Source organism: Ruegeria sp. HU-ET01832 (assembly GCF_040371315.1).
GTDB classification, from domain to species: Bacteria; Pseudomonadota; Alphaproteobacteria; order Rhodobacterales; family Rhodobacteraceae; genus Ruegeria; species Ruegeria lacuscaerulensis_A.
The window spans coordinates 876,052-895,990 of the sequence record NZ_BAABWL010000002.1 but is presented as its reverse complement, the minus strand read 5'-3'; the positions used below and the strand labels follow the sequence as shown (position 1 = coordinate 895,990).

Here is a 19,939-nt window from a genome sequence, read left to right as displayed (position 1 = left end):
GACCAGACACAGAATTCACCGCCTGAAGGAGACCATCATGACCAACACAGTTCTGCACATTGACGCCTCGGCCCGCCGAACAGGATCAACGACCCGTGACCTTTCTGACCGTATCGTCAAGCACCTTGGTGCCAGCCGTATCATCCGCCGCGACCTGGCGACTCCGCTACCGCTACTGACCGAAGCGTGGATCAATGCCAATTTCACTCCCGCCGATCAGCGCGACGCGGTCCAGCGTGACCTTCTGTCCCTTTCCGACGCTCTGGTGACGGAACTGCAAGAAGCTGATACGGTCGTGATCGGCCTGCCCATCTATAATTTCTCGGTGCCTGCGGCGTTCAAGGCGTGGATCGACCTGGTCGCCCGCGCCGGACTGACCTTTTCCTACAGTGAAAACGGCCCAAAGGGACTGTTGGACGGCAAACGCGCAGTTCTGGCCATCGCTTCTGGCGGCACCGCAGTCGGGTCCGAGATCGACTTTGCCACCGACTATGCCAAGCATGTTCTGGGCTTCATCGGCATTCATAATGTCGACGTCATCGCAGCCGATAAAATGGCACTGGACGCTGAAACGACCCTTAGCAACGCGCAAAAGGCTGTTTCGGAATTGGCGGCCTGATTGACCGTTACGCCCTAAAACGTCCAGTCTGCACCTGAACAGACAATTGCAGACTGGACACCGGGCATGAAAAAAATCGGAATTCTGGGCGGTGTGGGCTGGGCCTCGACCGTGGACTACTACCGCGCCATCGCCGAGGGCGCGAGCCGCCATTTCGCTGAACGGGGTCATACATCTCCGCTGCCCATCCCTCCGATGACCATCGAATCCGTCACGCAGGCCAAAACGCGCGCTTTGCGCGGTATCGCCGGGGACGAGGAGAGTTGGTCGGCCTTCGACGCAGTCTTTCGCGAGGCATTGCTGACGTTGGAGCGGGCCGGATGTGATTTCGGCATCATCGCGTCCAACACGCCCCACGCTCGACTTCATTCGATACGACAAGGCGTGGCGATGCCGATTCTCAGTATTTTCGACGCCACTGCAGAGGTGACAGCGCGCACCAAAGCCTCTGAGGCGCTGGTTCTGGGAACAACCGTCACGATGGAAGCGACCAACTATGCCGAAAAGCTGGCCGAACATGGCGTTGTCGCCAACAAGCGGCTGCCCGACGCCGAGATCGCCGAGATGCAAGCGATGATCGACAGCGACTTTTACGGTGGGGCGTCCGACGAAGCGCATGCCCGTTTGCTTGCGTTCTGCAACAAACATGCGCGCACTGGCACCGCGATCCTGCTGGCCTGCACCGAACTGCCTTTAGCCTTCCCCAACCATCTGGACGATCCGGTGTTTGAGGCAGACGGGCATCTTTTCATCAACCCTTCCGCCGCACATGTCTCGGCCGCCTTGGCCCAAGCGCTAGGGGACTGATCAGGGCAACCAGTTAATCTCGACCCCGGTACGATCACAAAACGCCAGCAGATCGTCCCGTGGCATTGCAACGGTGCGGTCATTGACCAGCGGGTGCATATAGATGACATCCGCCTGCTTGGCTGCGCCGTCCATGAAGAACCGTACCTCGTTCTGCACCCCGTTGATCATCGCCAAAGGGCTCACCGCGCCGGGACGGATACCAAGGTTCTGCAACAAACGATCCGCCGACCCAAAGGACAGGTTACCGACACCCAGTTCAGCCCCCAGCGCCTTAAGGTCGATTTCGGCGTTCTGCTCCAGCGTTACAAGATAGTTCCGCTTTTTCTTGTCGCGCAGATACAGGTTCTTGACCCGCAACGCGTTTTCGCCGGGCACCATGAACTGATCCTCGACCGCCTTTGAATCCTCAACCGTGCGCAGCGGCACATGGGTGTGCAGCGTATAAGTCAGGCCCCAATCGTCTAGTTGCGCCAGTAGCGCGTCGGAACTCAGCGGTAATGTGTCCTGAAAGGCGGATGATGCGTCCATGGGTAACTCCTGTTTGGCGTGCTCATCGCGCAACGTGCGGACAAATTCAAGCCAGACAGCGTCGGAATACAGTGCTAGCGTGCCGCCATGAAAGTCACGCGCAATACTCCGAACCAATTGATCCTTTCTAATACGCCCTGGTTCATTGGCATCTCACTGATCTTCTTCATCCTTGCCTTTGTCGGCGCTGGCCTGTTCATGGCAACCGAAGGCGGCGAGGGCATTCTGTTCGGTCTGTTCTTTGCTGTGTTTGGCGGCGGGATGGGCATCGGCGCTTTCTGCGTCTTTGTGCGGCGCGTACAGGTGATTTTGGATCGACCCAGCAACAGCGTTTTGATCCGCCGCCAATCCGTCTTTGGCTATGACACCGTAGAACATGAGCTGTCGAACCTGTCCCATGCCGAGGTGGAAACCACCACATCGACCCGCGACAGAACCACGTCCAAGATGCACCGTCCCGTTCTGATCCTGGAAAAGGGCATGAGTGCAGGCCGACACCCGATTGTCGAATCCTATGTAAGCGGGCACGGGGCGCAGCGGCTGGTGGACGCGGTCAATGACTGGCTTCCGGCGCGAGCGGTTGACTCTGACAGCCAATCGGCCTAAAGCCCCCTTCAAACATCCGGAAGCGTCTGATCTTCCGGTCCCTTCAGTCGTTAAGGGATCGCCCCCCACCAGCGAGTTTCGCCCGTGGGGGCAATGCCATTTGGCATGACCCCCACGTCAAATTCAGTGGGAGGGGGCGTTTGTGCATTTAACCGACGCATCCTATCTAGGAGGCGCCACCAGATAACCGGCTAAGGAGGCCGAAGGCATGTTTGAAAATCTATCCGAACGCCTTTCTGGCGTCTTTGACCGGCTGACCAAACAGGGCGCTCTGTCTGAGGAAGACGTCAAAACCGCCCTGCGCGAAGTTCGCGTTGCCCTGCTTGAGGCCGACGTCTCGCTGCCGGTGGCCCGTGCCTTCGTCAAGAAAGTGCAGGAACAGGCGACCGGTCAGGCCGTCACCAAGTCGATCACCCCCGGCCAGCAGGTCGTCAAGATCGTCCATGACGCGCTGGTCGATACCCTGCGTGGCGAAGAAGACCCCGACAAGCTGAAGATCGACAACCCGCCTGCCCCGATCCTGATGGTCGGTCTGCAGGGCTCGGGCAAGACGACCACGACCGGTAAGCTGGCGAAACGCCTCAAAGAGAAAGAGGGCAAGAAGGTTCTGATGGCCTCGCTCGACGTCTATCGCCCGGCAGCGATGGATCAGCTGGCCGTGTTGGGGACGCAGGTCGGCGTTGATACGCTGCCGATCGTACCTGGTCAAAAGCCGGTGGATATCGCCAAGCGCGCCAAGCAGCAGGCAACGTTGGGTGGCTATGACGTCTACATGCTGGATACCGCGGGCCGTCTGCACATCGACGAAGTCCTGATGGATGAGGTCGAGCAGGTTCGCAACGTGGTCGATCCGCGCGAAACCCTGCTGGTGGTCGACGGCCTGACTGGTCAGGTCGCTGTTGAAGTGGCCGAAGAATTCGACGCCAAGGTCGGCATTTCCGGCGTAGTTCTGACCCGGATGGACGGCGACGGGCGCGGTGGTGCGGCGCTGTCGATGCGCGCAGTCACCGGCAAGCCCATCCGCTTCGTCGGGCTGGGCGAGAAGATGGACGCGCTTGAGACCTTCGAGCCGGACCGGATCGCCGGTCGTATTCTGGGCATGGGCGACATTGTTGCCCTGGTCGAAAAAGCCCAGGAAACGATGGAGATCGAACAGACCGAGCGCATGATGAAGCGCATGGTCAAAGGTCAGTTCAACATGAACGACCTGAAAATGCAGCTGGAACAGATGATCCAGATGGGCGGCATGCAGGGCATGATGGGCATGATGCCGGGCATGGGTAAAATGGCCAAGCAGATGGATCAGGCCGGTCTGGACGACAAGATCCTGCGCCAGCAGATCGCCATGATCCAGTCGATGACCAAACGCGAACGCGCCAACCCTCAGCTGTTGCAGGCCAGCCGCAAGAAACGGATTGCGGCGGGTTCGGGGATGGAGGTCAGCGACCTCAACAAGCTGCTCAAGATGCACCGGCAGATGTCGGACATGATGAAGAAGATGGGCAAAATGGGCAAAGGCAAGATGCTGAAACAGGCCATGAAAGGCATGTTCGGCAAAGGCGGCCCCTCGCCCGAAGACATGGCCGCAGGCATGGACCCCAAGGCGCTTGAGGCTGCAGCCAAGGCGATGGGTGGCAAGATGCCCGGTGGCATGCCCGGAATGGGCGGCGGCATGGCCCTGCCTCCGGGCCTTAGCGGGTTCGGGAAGAAAAAGTGAACACCCTCACCCCTCATATCCCCCGGCTTGAGACCGAGCGCCTGATCCTGCGCGCCCTGTCCGAGTCAGACTTCGACGCCGAAGCGGAATTTTTCGCATCGGATGCGTCGAAGTTTCTGGGCGGACCGAAGCGGTCGGATGAAACTTGGCGCCTGATGGCTCAGCTTTTGGGGCATTGGGTCTTGCGCGGCTACGGGTTCTGGGGTGTCGAAGAAAAAGATTCCGGCAGATATGTCGGTCACGTTGGTCTGTGGTTTCCGCATAGTTGGCCAGAACCCGAAATCGGCTGGACCTTGATGAACGACGCAACCGGCAAAGGTTATGCCACCGAGGCGGCGCTGGCTGCTCGGTCTCATGCCTACGAAGTCTTGGGTTGGGAAACAGCCGTTTCCATGATTGACCCGGAAAACACCGCCAGTAAGGCCGTCGCGGACCGATTGGGCGCCAAGTTCGACTACACCTATGACCACCCTGCCTTTGGCGCGATGCAGGTCTGGCGGCACCCTGCCCCTGCCGATCTGGTGAATGGCGGGATGGAGGCTTACGCATGATCTCCTATACGATCCCGACTGTCGAGACAGAGAACCTGATCTTGCGTGCGCCGCATGTTGACGATCTGCCTGCCATGACCGCATTCTTTGAAACAGAGCGCAGCCATATGGTCGGCGGGCCAAAAACGGCATTGGAAACATGGCGTTCGTTCATGGGTCGGTTCGGACATTGGGCCGTTCTGGGCTATGGTGGCTGGCATATCGTCGACAAAGCCAGCTATGCGTTTGCAGGCTGGACTGGCATCATCAACGCGCCTGGCTGGGATGAGCCCGAACTCGGCTGGGTCGTTCTGGGTGGGTTCGAAGGCAAAGGCATCGCGTTTGAGGCTGCATCTGCCGCCCGCGCCTATGCCGCGCGCCACAACGGCGTGAACGCTCCGATCTCGTATATTGCCCATGACAACGACCGCTCGCGCGCGCTGGCGAAACGGCTTGGCGCCACCTTTGAGCGTGAAGGCGAGGTCGTTGGCACACCCTGTCAGGTCTGGCGGCACCCGAAACTCGATATTTCCGACCCTGCTTTGACGGCTGAGAGGACCGCCCAATGACCGACCCCGTAGCACAAGCTGCCGCGCTGCTGAAAGAGCATCGCGAAAGCATCGACCGGCTGGACGCGATCCTTGTCTATACGCTGGGCGAGCGTTTCAAGCACACTCAGGCCGTCGGCAAGCTCAAGGCCGAACACGACCTTCCCCCGTCCGATCCTACGCGCGAAGCCGCGCAGATCGCTCGGCTTGAAGACCTGGCGAAAGAGGCCGATCTGGATCCCGACTTCGCCAAGGCTTTCCTGAATTTCATCATTCAGGAAGTCATCCGACACCACCGGAAACATCAGGAATGACCCGTCGTTTCCACCCATAGAATACCCGGTCCGTGACCGGTCACGCCATCTTAAGGAGATACCACCATGGCAATGAAAATTCGTCTCGCCCGCGGCGGCTCGAAAAAACGTCCCTTCTATCGCATCGTTGCGGCTGACAGCCGTATGCCTCGCGATGGCCGTTTCATCGAGAAACTGGGCACCTACAACCCGCTGCTGCCCAAAGACAGCGAAGAGCGCGTGAAAATGAACCTGGAGCGCATCCAGTACTGGCTGGACCAGGGCGCCCAGCCCACCGACCGGATCGCACGTATGCTGGAAGCAGCTGGCGCACGCGACAAAGCCGAGCGCAACAACCCCAACAAGGGTACCCCGGGCAAGAAAGCTCAGGAACGCGCCGAAGAGAAAGCGGCCAAGGCTGCTGAGGCGGCAGAAGCTGCTGCTGCACCGGCTGCAGAAGAATAAGCAGGCAGGCGCGTGCGGGATCAGACTTTCACTGACGATTTTCGCGCGCAGTTTGACCTGTTGCTGCGGCTCCGGCGCGATGTGCGTCGGTTCCGCACCGACGCGATTGACGAGGCAGTGCTGACGCGCTGCCTCGACGCGTTTCGGCTAGCCCCTTCGGTGGGGCTGAGCGAACCCTGGCGCGTGATCCGCGTCGAAAGTCAGGCCGCGCGCGACGCGGCGCTGCGAAATTTTCAAACTGCCAATGCGCAGGCATTGGAAGGGTATTCCGGCGAAAAGGCGCAACTCTACAGCCGCCTGAAACTGTCGGGGATGCAAGAGGCCCCGGTCCAACTGGCCGTGTTCTGCGACGATGCCACGGACAAGGGGCAAGGTCTGGGCGCAGACACGATGCCCGAGATGCGGCGCTATTCGGTGGTTTCGGCCATCACCCTGTTCTGGCTGGCCTTGCGGGCCGAAGGTCTGGGGTTGGGTTGGGTATCCATTCTGGACCCGGACCAGATGGCGCGTGATTTGGACGTACCCGAGGATTGGCGCCTGATCGGTTATTTCTGCGTTGGCCTGCCAGAAACGCAATCGGACACGCCCGAGCTGGAACAGGTCGGTTGGGAATGCCGCGACGACAGCCTGCCCATCGAGGTGCGATAGGCGCATGTTCGGGTTATTACGCCTTCCCATCCTGTTGATGATCGCCTTTATTGTCGGCGTGTTCTTCGAACGCTCGAACCAACGCGAGGCCTGCGAAGGGATCGGACAATGGGATGACGGGCTATGTGTGACGGATGGGGCAAATGAGTGATCTGATCTGCGTTGGCAGCATTGCGGGATCGTATGGCGTACGCGGTGAAGTGCGGCTAAAGAGCTATTGCGCCATCCCCGAGGATATCGAGGCCTATTCCCCCCTGACGGACGAGGCCGGTGGCGATCGTTATCCGCTGGTCCTGACTCGGTCGATCAAGAACGGCTTTGCGGCGCGTCTGGGCGGAGTTGAAACCAAGGAACAAGCCGATGCGCTGAAAGGTCTGCGTCTGTTTGCGCGGCGTGATCAACTGCCCTCGTTGCCCGATGATGAATTCTATCACACCGACCTGATCGGGCTTGAGGTCTATGACACCGGCGGCACCCTGCTGGGCCGGGTAAAATCGGTGCAAAACCACGGCGCTGCCGACCTGCTGGAACTACACGGGCCGGGACTGAAGGCGACCGTTCTGCTACCCTTCACGCTTGAGGCCGTCCCCACGGTCGATCTGGATCAAGGCCGCATCATCGCCGACCCGCCCGAAGGGCTGATCTGATGCGCCGCGTCCTGCTGCATCTGGGCCTGCACAAGACCGGCACCACTGCGGCACAGTCTTTCCTTTATGAAAATCGCGAGTTGATCTGGCCGCATTTCGCGTTGGTCCTGCCCTATCGAACGCGCAATTCGGGCCTGTCGCGGGCAGCGACCAACCATTCCGTTTATGGCACCGTCGGCACCTTGTCCGAGTTCGGCAGCCAGATGCGCGACTTCCTCGACACGCTGGATTTCGGGGAAAAGCGCGGGATGATCCTCAGCGAGGAAAACTTCGCGGGCCTCCGCCCCAGTCGCAATCTGGAACAGGGCTATGCGGCAGCCCCCGATCTGGCCGCCTGTCTTGTGGATTCGATCCACCAGAGGTTTTCCGGGCAAGAGGTCGAGATCACGCTTTACCTGTCTTTGCGTCAGCGTGGCAGTTGGTTGCGCAGCCTTTGGGCCCATGATTTGCAGCGAATGCGGCAAGTTCAGGATTTCGATGCATTCCGAGACAGCATCGACCATTTGCCATCGTTGCAAGAGACCGTGGACCAAATCCGTGACAAGCTGCCCACCGTCGCCGTGAACACGGAATGGCTGGAAGAGCTGCAATTGCGCCAATTCGGGCCAGGTACGCCTTTTGCCGATTATCTGGACTTACCCTATGACAAGGCGCAACAGCTGCTCCCACCCTCCAAATCGAACACTCGACTGCCCGAGAACGTTTTGGCCGAATTGCTGGACCTGAACAGATCACGTCTGGACGAAACCGCCTTGGTCGCGCAAAAGGCCGCCGTAGTTGAACGGGCGCAGCAGGCGCTGATGGGTGCGACATGACCGAAAAACCGTCGAAATCTCATGGGCGCAAGGCGATCCGCCCGACCCTGAAACCGCGTGAGCTGCTGACCCCAACGCCCGACTTGCACGGGGTGTGGAAGGCTAAGATCATCACTCTGTTCCCTTCAGCTTTTCCCGGTGTGTTGGGCGAAAGCCTGACCGGCAAGGCGCTGCAAGAGGGTCTGTGGCAGTTGGAAACCGTCGATCTGCGCCAGTTCGGCGTCGGCAAGCACCGCAATGTGGATGACACGCCCGCCGGCGGCGGCGCGGGCATGGTGCTGCGCGCCGATGTACTAGGCGAGGCGATTGAACACACGATGGCGGGGGTGCGGGGTAACTGGCCGCTGATCTACCTTAGCCCGCGTGGCCGCCGGATGGATCAGCGCATGATGCAGAATCTGGCGCGCTGTGACGGCATGACCCTGCTGTGTGGCCGGTTCGAAGGCGTCGATGAGCGCGTTCTGGAGCATTACGGCGTGCAAGAGGTCTCCTTGGGCGACTTCGTCATGACCGGCGGTGAGATTGCCGCGCAGGCTTTGATCGACGCCACCGTAAGGCTGATCCCCGGCGTTTTGGGCAATCAGGCTTCGGCTGAGGAGGAGAGCTTTTCCTCGGGCCTGCTGGAACACCCGCAATACACACGCCCCGCCGAATGGAAGGGCCGCCCGATCCCGGACATTCTGATGTCGGGCCATCACGGCCGTATCGCCAATTGGAGGCATGAGATGTCCGAGCGGATCACACAGGAGCGCCGCCCCGACTTGTGGGACGCCTACTCCAAAGCCAAGTCCGAAGACTAGCCGTTCTTCCACCGCGCCCAGATCTCGGGCGGGCCGTTGAAGGTGTTGATGTCCACTGGTCCCTGCACACCGGGCACAAGCCCCGTGCCCGTGTATTGCCAGAACCGCCAAATCGCATTGGGATAAACGTTCCTTGGATGCCCGGCGACGGACCTCAGCCAGAACTCTGTCTTGGGCAGGCGCCCGATGTCTGTGTCAGCATAAAAGTCCACAGTCGTGTAGACAATCGGACGCCGCCCATAATGACGTTCGAGAATATCGAGAAACCGTTGAGCTTCGGCGCGAACGGTCGCACCGTCTGGGCGCAGAGTGCAGGTCTTGGAATGGGGCGTCCACTCCATATCCAGAACATGCGGAAGGTCCGATCCTTTGGGAACATTCTGGATGAACCACTGCGCCTGCTCGCGCGCTGGGCGGCAGAAATAGTAATAGTGATAGGCCCCCCAAGGCACTCCAGCGGCCTTTGCTCCGCTGCTGTGACTTGCAAACATCGGATCAGCTACATCACCACCCTCAGTCGCCTTGATGAACACAAAGCTGACACCCGATGCCTTGGCCTTTTGCCAGTCAATCGGCCCTTGCCAGCGCGACACGTCCAGCCCGTGCACGGGATAGTGGCCTGGATGGCGCCCCTCCCACGGGTGCGGATCAGCATCGCCGAAAGCCGGGAAAATCACCGCAGGTGAGGTCGTGTCCAGAAACGCGTTGGCCTCGACCTGTTGCGGCGGCGGGCTGCTGCGACCGCAGGACAGGATGGCAAAAGCCGCGACAGCAAGCATCAATGCAGTGCGCATGATCAGTTCCTGTTTGAAATGACTGCTCTTGTAATTGCCCTCAGAATGCCTGATCGACGGATCAAAGCAACGATGCTGTTTTGAGGCGGCGGAATCCCACCGTTTCTCAGCATTTTGGGCTTGATCCCTGCACATAATGCCCTTAAACGACCGCAATCCGGTGCCGCGTCATGCGACTCCGGTGTTTTGGTTTGGTCCATGTCGTGACGCCCGGCTTTCTTCGGCCACGGCGCGGCGGAACAAACTGGACTAAGGAACATTCGATCTGACCTCTGGCGGGCTGCATGCAGGACCCGGTGAAGACCAAGAGCTCTCAGCCCGTGCCCAAACTTCGTGGACCAACCACGAGCAGATAGGAGTGAATGCGATGGACCTGATCGCACAGCTTGAGGCGGAACAGATTGCCGCCCTGGGGAAAGACATCCCCGATTTCAAAGCCGGTGACACCATCCGTGTCGGCTTTAAAGTGACCGAAGGGTCGCGTACCCGTGTGCAGAACTACGAAGGTGTCTGCATCGCGCGCAAAGGTGGCAGCGGCATCGCCGGTTCGTTCACCGTCCGCAAAATCTCGTTTGGCGAAGGCGTGGAACGTGTGTTCCCGCTGCATTCGACCAACATCGACAGCATCACCGTTGTCCGCCGTGGCCGCGTCCGTCGCGCCAAACTGTACTATCTGCGTTCGCGCCGTGGTAAATCCGCGCGTATCGCCGAAGTCACCAACTACAAGCCCAAGGCAGGCGCCGAGGCGTAAGGAGCGGAAAGATGAAAAAAGACATCCATCCCGACTATCACTTCATCGACGTCAAACTGACCGATGGCACAGTGATCAAGATGAAATCCACCTGGGGTGCCGAAGGCGACCAGCTGGCCTTGGAAATCGACCCCTCCGTGCACCCCGCATGGACCGGTGGCGGCGCCCGCCTGATGGACGCCGGCGGCCGCGTGTCGAAGTTCAAGAAGAAATACGAAGGTCTGGGCTTCTAAGCCAGATCCATTTCAGATGCGAAAGGCCGTCCCAAGGGGCGGCCTTTTTGTTTATCTTCTCAGCGGCATGTGGCGCTGGCTACGGTTGGAATCGATCCGCCTTGTTCGATGCGAGCAGCTCCATCAAAGCCGCATCAGGAGCTGTGGCTTCACGTGTTCGGTTAATCAGTTCAACTTGCTTGAAGACGACCTCTATCGTTTCATCGTTGAAGGAGATCGTCCAAAAGCGGGGTTTCAAAGCCTTCCAGCGTTCGGTTTTTTCTGATCCCGTGACCTCTTGAAAGTCCCATGGTTTGACGGGGAACTCGGCGGCCCGCAAACCTTCGACATTCAATGGGTCTATCCGAAATTCGATAACATCATCAAATTTCAGTATCGCGACCCCACCGCCCGACACCGGCGCAATTTCGTAAGACAAAAATACAGTCCGCCCGTCATAGAAAACAGCGGGGCTTTCTACAGTCCCAATTTCGGGAAAGCTAACAGCAGGGGAAATGCCTTCAATAGCCAATGCTCACATCCTAATTTGATCCCTATTTCCCAAGTGACCATCCCACTTGGGTGCTCCTCGACGCTAGTGGCTCTAGTCTAATTGGCTGTCAGATCGGCAGCGCTGTGCAGTGGTGGAATTGGTCCACGCAGCAATAGCAGCGCCAACGCCATCCCCAACAAGGCTGCCATCGCTGTAAAGACCATGGCGCTGTCAAAGGCATTGTCCTGAAGATCCCGAAGGGCCTGGGCCAGCGCGCTTCCGGCATTTGGCTTCAGATCCGCCAGAATCTGCTGAATCTGACTGGGTGAGCCATGGGTGAGCGCATGTGCCAGATCCTCTCGCGGGGCCGATCCGACAGGCAAGGCATTGATTACTTCTGACAGTCCCTTACGGGTTGTAAGGGCCTCGGCCAGGCCACAAACGACGGCACCAAGGGTAGCGCCGAAATACAAACACGCATTGATCACACCGGAACCTTGCCCCACGTGCTTTTCGGGTAGCAGGCGCAACCCAAGGCGTGGCAGCAATGAAAAACAGACACCCAGACCAATGCCGACAATCATAAGTTTCCACCAAATCTCGGCGTATTGTGTTGTGTTCGTAGTTGCGGTCAGCGAAAGGAACCCAACCGCCATCAACCCCAACCCTATCGCAACAGGCCATTGGAAACTGTAGGGCGCGAGGAAACGCGGCGCGGTGACCGAAATGACAAACATGCTTAGACTAAGCGGCATGATCGCCAACCCGGCCTCGACCGACGTATATCCGAAGGCGTCGGGTGACTGGACGAACGTGTTGGAATAGACGAAAAATCCGAACAGGGTAAACCCGGTCAAAAACATGCCAGCCGCAGCCATGAAATAACGTGGATGGCGAAAATATCGCAGTTCGATCAGAGGGTCTTGGCTGCGGTGCGAAGCGATGACAATACAAACCATTGCGAATGCGGAGACCGCCAGCGGCACCAATGTCGAAGGCGTATCCCATCCAGCGGTTTCGCCATTGCTGAGTGCAAAAGACAACGGCCCAAGAAACAATAGAACAGCGCTTGCGCCAACGTAGTCAAATCTTGCGCCTGCAAGCCGCGTGTCGGGTACATAGCCCCGCCTGCTGACCCTTAGACCTATGGCAAAAGCGCCGGCCAGCAAGATCAGGTCGGTGGCAAAAACGGCTCTCCAGCTGATGTAATGAGCAAATGCCCCACCCAAGATAGGGCCCACGCCAATCGCCAACCCTACAATTGCGCCCCAGGCCCCGGTGACGCTTGCCCTCTGATCTTCGGGCGTTGCAGCCGTCAGCAAGGACAGAGACGTTCCGAACAAAGCCGCTGCCCCTGCCCCTTGCGCGGCGCGTCCACTCAGCAGCATCGCGCCGTCATGCGCAAACAGTACAGTCGCTGAACCAAGGGCAAACACTATCATTCCAAAAAAGAACACGCCCATTTTGCCCGTTATATCGCCCAGTCGGCTAACAATTGTAACAAGCGAAGCACTAGCGACGGTATAGGTCGCCATCACCCATTGAAGCTCTGCGGGAGTAAGGTCAAACTCGGCCTTGAGGTTGGGCAGGATCGTGGCAACAGCCGTCGTATTGAAACCAACCACCATCATACAAATCGCCGTCATTGCCAAAACAACACGCGCTTTGTGCTGAGGTGATTTCGCATCCGACATCGCCAAGCCCTCGTATCCGCTGGGTATTTACCCGCCACATCAGAATCTTAGCAGAGTTCATCCTTCGACATAAGGTCAGATCCAGTAAGACAACGCCAACGGTAAAACGAGAATGGTTACCAATGTCGAAACCAGAATGAACCCCGCAACGTCCGGTCCGTATTCGGGCATGTGCTGATCAATGAACAGATAAGTTGCGACCGATGACGGCATCAGACAACACAGGATGACCGCCCCACGTTCAGCCCCTGTGAACCCGAAGGTCCAAACCAACACTGAGGCAATCAGTACCGCCATCCCAAGGTGCAACATGGTCAGTACCACTGACCGGCCCAAGCTTTGAACGCGTAGGCCAGCCAGTGTGTGGCCCAGCGTCAAAAGCATAAGTGGGATCGAAAGGCCGCCCAGGATGTCGAACGATTTGGCCACGGGTGCAGGCAAGCTGTACCCAGTCGCCATCAGGCCCAGCGAAATGGCGACAGCGTAGATAGTAGGCGAGGTTACCAGCTTTTTGGCCGAGAACGCTCCGGCCGGTATCCACATGCCTACGGTAAAGATACTGATCAACACGACGACCACGAACGCCATCGTGTAGGCCATCCCGGCATCGCCCAGCGCCAGCAGAGTAATCGGCAGACCGATATTCCCGACATTCCCATGCATCAACGGAGTCAGAAATGCCCGCACCGGCAACTGCATTGCCCTAAGCGCGACCAATCCCAAAATGCCGAAGCCCGCAATCGCCAGAGCCGCGGCAGTCATGACGTCGACAAATGTGCTAACGGCAATATTCGTTGTCGACAGATGCGAGATAATCAGCGTCGGATACCCGACCCGAGAAACGATCCCGCCAACAACTGTGTTGTCGAAAGGCGCCCGAGTGATGGCCAAAACGTAACCGATCCCCGCGCAAATAAGTACTGGCAGCACCACATTCAGCACATTCAGGAATATCTGTTCCATCTCAAGCCCTTCCCGCTGCTGCCTCAGACCCACAGTGAGACAAGGGTGCTAAACTGGCAAGCAGCACGTCCATTCTTGGGTCTATGAATTCGCAACAGGCTTTCAGAATGGCGTTTCGGGTTCTTCCCTTCCACGTTTCCACAACATATAGTGGTGTTCAACAACGTGTGGTCAAACACGGCGGGACTTGGGAATACAGGCATGGCACACATTATCGTAGTGGGGAACGAGAAGGGCGGCGCGGGCAAATCGACCGTCTCGATGCATGTGGCCACTGCACTAGCGCGGCTAGGTCACAAGGTCAGCACTCTGGATCTGGATTTGCGCCAACGCAGCCTTGGCCGTTACTTCGAAAACCGTGCCAATTTCCTGAAAAACTCGGACCTGTCTCTTCCCAGCCCCCGCCATCATGACCTGCCCGAGATTGACGCGACCAAACTGAAACCGGGCGAGAACATATATGACCACCGCCTTTCAGCCGCCGTGGCAGAACTGGAAAGCGACAGTGACTTCATCCTGATCGACTGCCCAGGCTCGCACACCCGTCTCAGCCAGGTTGCACATTCGCTGGCCGATACGCTGATCACACCGCTGAACGACAGTTTCATCGACTTTGACTTGCTGGCCCGCATTGACTCGAAAGGCGAGAAAATCCTTGGTCCTTCGGTCTATTCCGAGATGGTATGGAACGCGCGCCAGTTGCGAGCACAGGCCGGATTGAAGCCCATTGACTGGGTCGTCGTAAGAAACCGTGTCGGAACTCAGCGCATGGTCAACAAGGAAAAAATGCAGCGCGCGATTGAGATGCTGTCGCAGCGCATCGGCTTCCGCGTGGCCTCGGGCTTTTCCGAGCGGGTCGTCTTTCGCGAACTTTTCCCACGCGGCCTGACTTTGCTGGACCTCAAGGATATCGGGGTCAAACAGCTCAACATCTCGAACATCGCGGCCCGTCAGGAACTGCGAGACATGATGAAAGAGCTGAACCTGCCGGGCGTCGAAATCGACTTTTAGGTACCTCTCGCAAGTCAAATTTGCGGAGTTTTCTACCGCCCAAGCCCTCGGGTCGAACTGTCACAAACTGTGTTTCTGGACATTCGCGCCCGGCGAAGTATCCGCTTTTGAAGTCCTAACCAAACATTGAAGTCTAGTCTGTGCGCGACTTTTTGTTGATGTGTCTTCGCCATTGCCCCATAGAGGCAGTGCGCTGGGTGTTTGTCAGGCCACGCGCTCAGAGGGCAGGCAGCGAAAGCCAGACGAAGGACCCTTGTGGCCATCCCCAGGACAGCAACACTTGCAACGGAATCCATGTCACTCCAACGTCCGGAAGAACGAGCCGCACCTGCGGCAATAGACTCAACCGGCGTGCGCATCTTCAAGCGCATGACGCTGTTCCTGCTGGGCCCGGTTTATTTCCTTTTCGTTGCGTTTGTGCCCTTACTCTGCAGTAAACGGCGGGGCTTTCGCGGCTGGTACTGGCGACTGGTCAAACGTGCTTGTTCGCGGCTTTTATGGTTGCTGAGCATCCGGACCGAGATGACACAGGCAGAAGTGGCAATGTTAACCGCTGACACCGGCAGCATCATTGTGATCAACCACCGCAGCCATCTGGATGGCTTCGCCCTGATGGATGCTCTGCCAGAGGCCAAGTGGATCACCTTTGCCGCTAAGAAAGAACTCTGCGACGCGGCCCTTTTACGCCGTGGGTTCAAGGGCGCCGGGCTTGTTGAGGTTGACCGCAAGAGCGGCAGTGTAGCGCTTGAAACACTTACCGCTGCTATCCAAGCAATGCCCGCACGCTGCTCTGTCGTGCTTTTCCCTGAGGGCACACGCACCCGGTCCGAAAGTCTTGGCACCTTCAAGGCGGGAGCTGTATTGGCCGCGCGCAATACGGGCCGGACAATCCGACCCATCGTCATCCACGATTCCGACCGCCTGTTGCCACGCGGCAAACACCTCCCAAAAAGTGGAACGATCCGGGTCGAGGTTCTGCCGCCATTCGAATGCGACCCATCCACTTCAGTAGACGAAGACGTGTCTCGATTAAGAAATTCGATGATGGCCGTTTTTAATAATCGAATACGCCGCTAATCATACAAGGGACGTTCACTGTCATGCCAGCAGATCGACTGGATCGACGCCTTCATTGACAACCTTTCTTCAGTATCAATTTTCTGATGTTAAGCGGAACCGGCTGCGGTGCGCTCGCAGCCGACGCCTAATCTCCTGGCCGGTAGACCGTAAACAGCTCTTTCGGTTCGGGCACGCCACGTAGCATGTAGCGCCCGACCGAGATCAATTCCTTGCCGCAAGGCTGAGCAGCCCGGGCCACGTCATCCGAGATCAAAATGCGCTGACCCAAAGACCGATGCATCCCGGCAATACGCGCAGTCTGGTTCACCGCCGGACCAATGACAGTGAAATCCAACCGGCTTTCCGACCCGATATTGCCGTAGAGAATTTCGCCGGAATGCAGGGCCAGCGTGTAATTGGCCACCGGCAAACCATCTGCTTCGCGCGCGACATTCAACTCTTCGATCCGGGATTGCAGCAACGGCACAGCCTTAAGCGCAGCCCGCGCGTCCGCGTCAATATCGCCAACATCAAACATGGCCATCAACCCGTCGCCCATGAACTTCAGGATATTTCCGTCGTTGTCATGCACCACGCCCACCGCAACCGCCAGGTAATCATTAAGCATGTCGATGATCTCGTTTCCCGGCAGCTCTTCGGACAGGCTGGTGAACCCTTCAAGGTCGAAATTCCAAATCACTGCATCGATTTGCTGCAATGACCCGCGTCGAATCTCGCCGGACAGCACACGGCGGCCGGCATCGCGGCCCAGATACACACGCATAAGATCTTTGGAGACTCGTGCATTCGAAGCCGATTTCAGCGCCAACCCAAGATGAGGCAACGCGGTGTGGATCAGTTCCAGATCGCTGTCTCGAAACCCTTCCGGCGCGTTCGAAGTCCAGGACAAAAGCACCCCGTCCACCGTCTTTTTGGCATCGGGCGGCATGTTGTGCGTTGGCACGTCAAAAGCCACGCTGGTGGCATAGTAATCAGTTGCACCAACCTCTCGAAGCTCATTGATCAGAGGGTATTTACTGGGTTCGTTCTGATCGACAATGCGTTCATGCACATAGTCGATGTCGTCATTGAGGATCGCGAACAAAGGACTGTTCTGCCAATCCTCGCTGACATCTTCGGAATACTTGAATTTTTGATAATCTCCACCTCGTCCCTGATACCAGCTGTAGCCAGTACCGCCATAGACAGGGTGCAGGGCCGATTGGGCCGCGTGAAACCGCATCAATGGCACGCCAAGTTCGACCAGACGGGTACAATACCCATCCAGCAATTCTTCCTTGTCCGCGCCCTCAAGGCCGCGTGTCACTATCCAGTTGATCAAATCGGTTGATTTCGCCGCGTTAGGGTTCGGGGCTGTCATTTATTGTTATCCTATGTCCGCTCTGCACGTCATCTGGGGGCAATGGACGACAATTACCAGAGGTCACCCCATATCCGCCAGCTTTCTCAACATCCCGCGGAGCTGAGAGGCGTCATCCAGCCCTATCATGTTCGCCAATCTGGCGTCGTATCGCTTGGCGACCTCGCGCAGGTCCCGGTAAACCGACTGCCCCGCCGAGGTCAGCGTCAGATGCTCGACCCGGAGGTCATTCTGGCTGGGTGTACGCGTTAAGTATCGCCGTTGCTCAAGCTTGCTGACGGCGCGACTGATCTTGGTTTTGTGAATGCGAGCCCGCTCACCAATTTCTTTGGCCGTCATCTCACCGTAATTACCCAAATGAAACAACACCCGCCATTCGGTGCGAAGCATCCCGTACCGTTCTTTGTAGACCCGTTGAAACTCCAACGAGCACTCTTCGGCCGCTCTGCTCAGCAGATAAGGAAGGAAATCCTGCAGATCAAAGGCATCATTTTTTGTGGGTTCAGTGTCGGTCATGCTTGTTAGTTACAAAATCAACTATTATTTCACAAGCAACAATGAGGAGGAGTACAGGATGAACCGTCCGACTGATCCACACCAGATGACCCAAGCCAGCAGCACCATTGGCACACATGTAGGCTATATGCCCGGCTTCGGGAACGACTTTGAAACCGAGGCCCTGCCCGGCGCGTTGCCGCAAGGGATGAACAGCCCACAACGCTGTAACTACGGCCTTTATGGTGAACAGCTGAGCGGAACGGCCTTTACTGCAAACCCGCCCGAACGGACGTGGTGCTATCGCATCCGGCCTTCGGTCAAGCATTCACACAGGTATGAGAAGGTCGATCTGCCATTGTGGAAATCTGCCCCTTGCGTCGATCCCGATGTGATCAGCCTGGGGCAGTATCGCTGGAATGCAGTACCGCATTCCGACGAGGGCCTGACATGGCTGTCAGGTATGCGCACCATGACCACGGCGGGCGACGTAAACACGCAAGTGGGCATGGCCAGCCACATCTATCTGGTCACAGATTCCATGGTGGACGAGTATTTCTTCTCAGCCGATTCCGAGCTGGTGGTGGTGCCACAGGAAGGCCGCCTGCGTTTCGCAACTGAGCTGGGGATCATTGATTTGGAACCCAAAGAGATCGCCATTCTACCGCGCGGACTTGTGTATCGCGTAGAAGTTCTGGACGGTCCTGCGCGCGGCTTTGTATGCGAAAACTACGGGCAGAAATTCGAACTGCCGGGCCGTGGCCCGATCGGAGCCAACTGCATGGCCAACCCGCGTGATTTCAAGGCCCCGGTCGCGGCGTTTGAAGACCGAGAAGTGCCCTCGACCGTCACCGTCAAATGGTGCGGGCAGTTCCATAAAACGCAAATCGACCAAAGCCCGTTGGACGTGGTCGCATGGCATGGCAATTACGCGCCCTACAAATACGACCTACGCACCTATTGCCCGGTCGGCGCGATCCTGTTTGATCACCCCGACCCGTCGATCTTTACCGTGCTGACGGCCCCATCAGGTCAGCCGGGGACGGCCAATATCGACTTTGTCCTGTTCCGCGAACGCTGGATGGTGGCCGAAGACACCTTCCGCCCGCCCTGGTATCACAAGAACATCATGTCCGAGCTAATGGGCAATATCTACGGCCAATATGACGCCAAACCTCAGGGCTTTGTTCCCGGCGGGATGAGCCTGCACAACATGATGCTGCCACACGGGCCGGACCGCGAAGCCTTTGACAAAGCGTCGAATGCAAACCTCGGGCCGGACAAGTTGGACAATACCATGTCCTTCATGTTCGAAACCCGCTTTCCGCAGCACCTGACCCCGTTTGCCGCAAACGAAGCGCCCCTGCAGGACGACTACATTGACTGTTGGACCTCTCTTGAGAAAAAGTTCGACGGAACGCCCGGGAAAAAGTGAAGAGCTTGGATATCTGGATCACCTATGTCGCGACCGTCCTGCTGTTGATGAGCACACCTGGACCCAGTCAGTTGTTGATGCTGTCCAATTCGGCAACCAATGGCCTAAAGCGCGGCCTGTTCACCGCCGCCGGGGATCTGAGCGCGAACCTACTGCAAATGTTGGCTGCTGGCCTTGGTTTGGCTGCAATCATTGCGGCATCAGGCACTGCTTTGGCGGTCATCAAATGTCTGGGGGTCTCGTATCTGATCTTTCTCGGCGTCAAGATGATCGTAAAAGCCGAGCGAAAAACGACTCGGGCCGCGCCACAGGCCAACCGTAAAGCCCTTTGGATCCAAGGCTTCGTCACGTCCGCGGCAAACCCCAAGGCCGTGGTTTTCTTTGCGGCCCTGTTCCCGCTGTTCATTGACGGTGCTCTGCCGTTCTGGCCGCAATTCGCCATTCTATCGGTCACCTATCTCACGCTCGACGGGCTGTTTCTTACCGCCTATGGCGGCAGCGCAAGTTGGCTGGCCGCGCGCCTTAAAGGACCTGCCCGGCTTTGGCTGGACCGGATCGGCGGCAGCTTCATGATACTCGCGGCGGTCCTGTTGGGGCTGAAATCCCTGCAGGATGCGCGATAAAC

26 protein-coding genes are annotated in these 19,939 nt (G+C 58.0%); 19 read left to right on the top strand and 7 right to left on the bottom strand.

Features of this window, described 5'->3' with window-relative positions; translation table 11 throughout:
* The first annotated feature begins 37 nt into the window (after positions 1–37).
* Together ABWV79_RS09685 and ABWV79_RS09680 are read left to right on the top strand one after the other, a co-directional pair.
* Positions 38–619, top strand: a complete 582-nt coding sequence (locus tag ABWV79_RS09685; RefSeq protein ID WP_353391619.1) for an FMN-dependent NADH-azoreductase — start codon at positions 38–40, stop codon at positions 617–619.
* Positions 620–685: 66 nt separating this feature from the next.
* A complete protein-coding gene (locus ABWV79_RS09680; protein ID WP_353391617.1) occupies positions 686–1,426 on the top strand; it encodes an aspartate/glutamate racemase family protein in 741 nt (246 codons plus the stop codon).
* On the opposite strand, the gene ABWV79_RS09675 is transcribed toward ABWV79_RS09680, so the two are convergent.
* The gene (locus ABWV79_RS09675) at positions 1,427–1,957 is read right to left on the bottom strand and encodes a prolyl-tRNA synthetase associated domain-containing protein (protein ID WP_353391616.1); all 531 of its coding nucleotides are present in this window, start codon (positions 1,955–1,957) and stop codon (positions 1,427–1,429) included.
* A gap of 87 nt (positions 1,958–2,044) precedes the next feature.
* On the opposite strand from ABWV79_RS09675, the gene ABWV79_RS09670 reads away from it, so the two are divergent.
* The 11 genes from ABWV79_RS09670 to trmD all read left to right on the top strand — a co-directional run bounded on the left by ABWV79_RS09670 (position 2,045) and on the right by trmD (position 9,026).
* Positions 2,045–2,563 (top strand): hypothetical protein, encoded by a 519-nt coding sequence (locus ABWV79_RS09670; RefSeq protein ID WP_353391615.1) that lies wholly within the window; start codon positions 2,045–2,047, stop codon positions 2,561–2,563.
* Positions 2,564–2,771: 208 nt separating this feature from the next.
* A complete protein-coding gene (gene ffh, locus ABWV79_RS09665; protein ID WP_353391614.1) occupies positions 2,772–4,280 on the top strand; it encodes a signal recognition particle protein in 1,509 nt (502 codons plus the stop codon).
* A complete protein-coding gene (locus ABWV79_RS09660; protein ID WP_353391612.1) occupies positions 4,277–4,831 on the top strand; it encodes a GNAT family N-acetyltransferase in 555 nt (184 codons plus the stop codon). Before ffh ends, ABWV79_RS09660 begins: the two co-directional genes overlap by 4 nt.
* The gene (locus ABWV79_RS09655; RefSeq protein ID WP_353391611.1) at positions 4,828–5,379 is read left to right on the top strand and encodes a GNAT family N-acetyltransferase; all 552 of its coding nucleotides are present in this window, start codon (positions 4,828–4,830) and stop codon (positions 5,377–5,379) included. The genes ABWV79_RS09660 and ABWV79_RS09655 overlap by 4 nt, the downstream gene beginning before the upstream one ends.
* Positions 5,376–5,672 (top strand): chorismate mutase, encoded by a 297-nt coding sequence (locus ABWV79_RS09650; protein ID WP_170356107.1) that lies wholly within the window; start codon positions 5,376–5,378, stop codon positions 5,670–5,672. The genes ABWV79_RS09655 and ABWV79_RS09650 overlap by 4 nt, the downstream gene beginning before the upstream one ends.
* A gap of 66 nt (positions 5,673–5,738) precedes the next feature.
* Positions 5,739–6,116 carry a 30S ribosomal protein S16 gene (gene rpsP / locus ABWV79_RS09645; protein ID WP_353391610.1) on the top strand — a complete coding sequence of 126 codons (378 nt, stop codon included), beginning with the start codon at positions 5,739–5,741 and terminating at the stop codon, positions 6,114–6,116.
* Positions 6,117–6,128: 12 nt separating this feature from the next.
* A complete protein-coding gene (gene bluB / locus ABWV79_RS09640; protein WP_353391609.1) occupies positions 6,129–6,764 on the top strand; it encodes a 5,6-dimethylbenzimidazole synthase in 636 nt (211 codons plus the stop codon).
* Between the two features lie 4 nt (positions 6,765–6,768).
* Positions 6,769–6,915: a hypothetical protein gene (locus ABWV79_RS09635; RefSeq protein WP_170356104.1), complete on the top strand. Its 147-nt coding sequence runs from the start codon at positions 6,769–6,771 to the stop codon at positions 6,913–6,915.
* Entirely contained in the window at positions 6,908–7,411 is a 504-nt protein-coding gene (rimM, locus tag ABWV79_RS09630; protein ID WP_170356103.1) for a ribosome maturation factor RimM, read from the top strand. The genes ABWV79_RS09635 and rimM overlap by 8 nt, the downstream gene beginning before the upstream one ends.
* The gene (locus tag ABWV79_RS09625; RefSeq protein WP_353391608.1) at positions 7,411–8,226 is read left to right on the top strand and encodes a hypothetical protein; all 816 of its coding nucleotides are present in this window, start codon (positions 7,411–7,413) and stop codon (positions 8,224–8,226) included. Before rimM ends, ABWV79_RS09625 begins: the two co-directional genes overlap by 1 nt.
* The gene (gene trmD / locus ABWV79_RS09620) at positions 8,223–9,026 is read left to right on the top strand and encodes a tRNA (guanosine(37)-N1)-methyltransferase TrmD (RefSeq protein WP_170356101.1); all 804 of its coding nucleotides are present in this window, start codon (positions 8,223–8,225) and stop codon (positions 9,024–9,026) included. The genes ABWV79_RS09625 and trmD overlap by 4 nt, the downstream gene beginning before the upstream one ends.
* Here the strand turns inward: trmD and ABWV79_RS09615 are convergent.
* Positions 9,023–9,820 carry a glycoside hydrolase family 25 protein gene (locus ABWV79_RS09615; protein ID WP_353391607.1) on the bottom strand — a complete coding sequence of 266 codons (798 nt, stop codon included), beginning with the start codon at positions 9,818–9,820 and terminating at the stop codon, positions 9,023–9,025. The two genes, trmD and ABWV79_RS09615, sit on opposite strands and share 4 nt — an antisense overlap.
* Before the next feature lie 367 nt (positions 9,821–10,187).
* Here ABWV79_RS09615 and rplS point away from each other — a divergent pair, with 367 nt between their 5' ends.
* The gene (gene rplS / locus ABWV79_RS09610) at positions 10,188–10,571 is read left to right on the top strand and encodes a 50S ribosomal protein L19 (RefSeq protein ID WP_170328369.1); all 384 of its coding nucleotides are present in this window, start codon (positions 10,188–10,190) and stop codon (positions 10,569–10,571) included.
* Positions 10,572–10,582: 11 nt separating this feature from the next.
* Positions 10,583–10,804, top strand: coding sequence for a 50S ribosomal protein L31 (rpmE, locus tag ABWV79_RS09605; RefSeq protein WP_170356099.1), 222 nt, complete (start codon positions 10,583–10,585; stop codon positions 10,802–10,804).
* 79 nt (positions 10,805–10,883) lie between these two features.
* On the opposite strand, the gene ABWV79_RS09600 is transcribed toward rpmE, so the two are convergent.
* From ABWV79_RS09600 to ABWV79_RS09590, 3 genes are all read right to left on the bottom strand, one after another.
* Positions 10,884–11,315: a hypothetical protein gene (locus tag ABWV79_RS09600; protein WP_353391606.1), complete on the bottom strand. Its 432-nt coding sequence runs from the start codon at positions 11,313–11,315 to the stop codon at positions 10,884–10,886.
* Between the two features lie 77 nt (positions 11,316–11,392).
* Complete coding sequence (locus ABWV79_RS09595; protein ID WP_353391605.1) at positions 11,393–12,970, bottom strand: MFS transporter; 1,578 nt, start codon at positions 12,968–12,970, stop codon at positions 11,393–11,395.
* 75 nt (positions 12,971–13,045) lie between these two features.
* Positions 13,046–13,933 carry an AEC family transporter gene (locus ABWV79_RS09590; RefSeq protein WP_353391604.1) on the bottom strand — a complete coding sequence of 296 codons (888 nt, stop codon included), beginning with the start codon at positions 13,931–13,933 and terminating at the stop codon, positions 13,046–13,048.
* Between the two features lie 201 nt (positions 13,934–14,134).
* Here ABWV79_RS09590 and ABWV79_RS09585 point away from each other — a divergent pair, with 201 nt between their 5' ends.
* Positions 14,135–14,944, top strand: coding sequence for a division plane positioning ATPase MipZ (locus ABWV79_RS09585; protein ID WP_170356096.1), 810 nt, complete (start codon positions 14,135–14,137; stop codon positions 14,942–14,944).
* A 294-nt stretch (positions 14,945–15,238) separates the two neighbouring features.
* Positions 15,239–16,021: a lysophospholipid acyltransferase family protein gene (locus ABWV79_RS09580; RefSeq protein ID WP_353391603.1), complete on the top strand. Its 783-nt coding sequence runs from the start codon at positions 15,239–15,241 to the stop codon at positions 16,019–16,021.
* 127 nt (positions 16,022–16,148) lie between these two features.
* Here the strand turns inward: ABWV79_RS09580 and ABWV79_RS09575 are convergent, their stop codons facing one another.
* Positions 16,149–17,384: an adenylate/guanylate cyclase domain-containing protein gene (locus tag ABWV79_RS09575; RefSeq protein ID WP_170356094.1), complete on the bottom strand. Its 1,236-nt coding sequence runs from the start codon at positions 17,382–17,384 to the stop codon at positions 16,149–16,151.
* A 63-nt stretch (positions 17,385–17,447) separates the two neighbouring features.
* Positions 17,448–17,900, bottom strand: a complete 453-nt coding sequence (locus tag ABWV79_RS09570; protein WP_353391602.1) for a MarR family winged helix-turn-helix transcriptional regulator — start codon at positions 17,898–17,900, stop codon at positions 17,448–17,450.
* Positions 17,901–17,958: 58 nt separating this feature from the next.
* On the opposite strand from ABWV79_RS09570, the gene hmgA reads away from it, so the two are divergent.
* Positions 17,959–19,314: a homogentisate 1,2-dioxygenase gene (gene hmgA / locus ABWV79_RS09565; protein ID WP_353391601.1), complete on the top strand. Its 1,356-nt coding sequence runs from the start codon at positions 17,959–17,961 to the stop codon at positions 19,312–19,314.
* The gene (locus ABWV79_RS09560; protein WP_502949853.1) at positions 19,311–19,937 is read left to right on the top strand and encodes a LysE family translocator; all 627 of its coding nucleotides are present in this window, start codon (positions 19,311–19,313) and stop codon (positions 19,935–19,937) included. The genes hmgA and ABWV79_RS09560 overlap by 4 nt, the downstream gene beginning before the upstream one ends.
* The last annotated feature ends 2 nt before the right edge of the window (positions 19,938–19,939 follow it).

Coding starts and splice junctions, on each gene's coding strand:
- ABWV79_RS09655 (WP_353391611.1), top strand. CDS start 4,828: ATGATCTCCTATACGATCCCGACTGTCGAGACAGAGAACCTGATCTTG.
- ABWV79_RS09570 (WP_353391602.1), bottom strand. CDS start 17,900: ATGACCGACACTGAACCCACAAAAAATGATGCCTTTGATCTGCAGGAT.
- ABWV79_RS09685 (WP_353391619.1), top strand. CDS start 38: ATGACCAACACAGTTCTGCACATTGACGCCTCGGCCCGCCGAACAGGA.
- rimM (WP_170356103.1), top strand. CDS start 6,908: ATGAGTGATCTGATCTGCGTTGGCAGCATTGCGGGATCGTATGGCGTA.
- ABWV79_RS09595 (WP_353391605.1), bottom strand. CDS start 12,970: ATGTCGGATGCGAAATCACCTCAGCACAAAGCGCGTGTTGTTTTGGCA.
- ABWV79_RS09670 (WP_353391615.1), top strand. CDS start 2,045: ATGAAAGTCACGCGCAATACTCCGAACCAATTGATCCTTTCTAATACG.
- ABWV79_RS09650 (WP_170356107.1), top strand. CDS start 5,376: ATGACCGACCCCGTAGCACAAGCTGCCGCGCTGCTGAAAGAGCATCGC.
- ffh (WP_353391614.1), top strand. CDS start 2,772: ATGTTTGAAAATCTATCCGAACGCCTTTCTGGCGTCTTTGACCGGCTG.
- ABWV79_RS09615 (WP_353391607.1), bottom strand. CDS start 9,820: ATGCGCACTGCATTGATGCTTGCTGTCGCGGCTTTTGCCATCCTGTCC.
- ABWV79_RS09585 (WP_170356096.1), top strand. CDS start 14,135: ATGGCACACATTATCGTAGTGGGGAACGAGAAGGGCGGCGCGGGCAAA.
- ABWV79_RS09675 (WP_353391616.1), bottom strand. CDS start 1,957: ATGGACGCATCATCCGCCTTTCAGGACACATTACCGCTGAGTTCCGAC.
- ABWV79_RS09680 (WP_353391617.1), top strand. CDS start 686: ATGAAAAAAATCGGAATTCTGGGCGGTGTGGGCTGGGCCTCGACCGTG.
- hmgA (WP_353391601.1), top strand. CDS start 17,959: ATGAACCGTCCGACTGATCCACACCAGATGACCCAAGCCAGCAGCACC.
- rplS (WP_170328369.1), top strand. CDS start 10,188: ATGGACCTGATCGCACAGCTTGAGGCGGAACAGATTGCCGCCCTGGGG.
- ABWV79_RS09590 (WP_353391604.1), bottom strand. CDS start 13,933: ATGGAACAGATATTCCTGAATGTGCTGAATGTGGTGCTGCCAGTACTT.
- ABWV79_RS09625 (WP_353391608.1), top strand. CDS start 7,411: ATGCGCCGCGTCCTGCTGCATCTGGGCCTGCACAAGACCGGCACCACT.
- ABWV79_RS09635 (WP_170356104.1), top strand. CDS start 6,769: ATGTTCGGGTTATTACGCCTTCCCATCCTGTTGATGATCGCCTTTATT.
- rpmE (WP_170356099.1), top strand. CDS start 10,583: ATGAAAAAAGACATCCATCCCGACTATCACTTCATCGACGTCAAACTG.
- ABWV79_RS09580 (WP_353391603.1), top strand. CDS start 15,239: ATGTCACTCCAACGTCCGGAAGAACGAGCCGCACCTGCGGCAATAGAC.
- rpsP (WP_353391610.1), top strand. CDS start 5,739: ATGGCAATGAAAATTCGTCTCGCCCGCGGCGGCTCGAAAAAACGTCCC.
- ABWV79_RS09575 (WP_170356094.1), bottom strand. CDS start 17,384: ATGACAGCCCCGAACCCTAACGCGGCGAAATCAACCGATTTGATCAAC.
- trmD (WP_170356101.1), top strand. CDS start 8,223: ATGACCGAAAAACCGTCGAAATCTCATGGGCGCAAGGCGATCCGCCCG.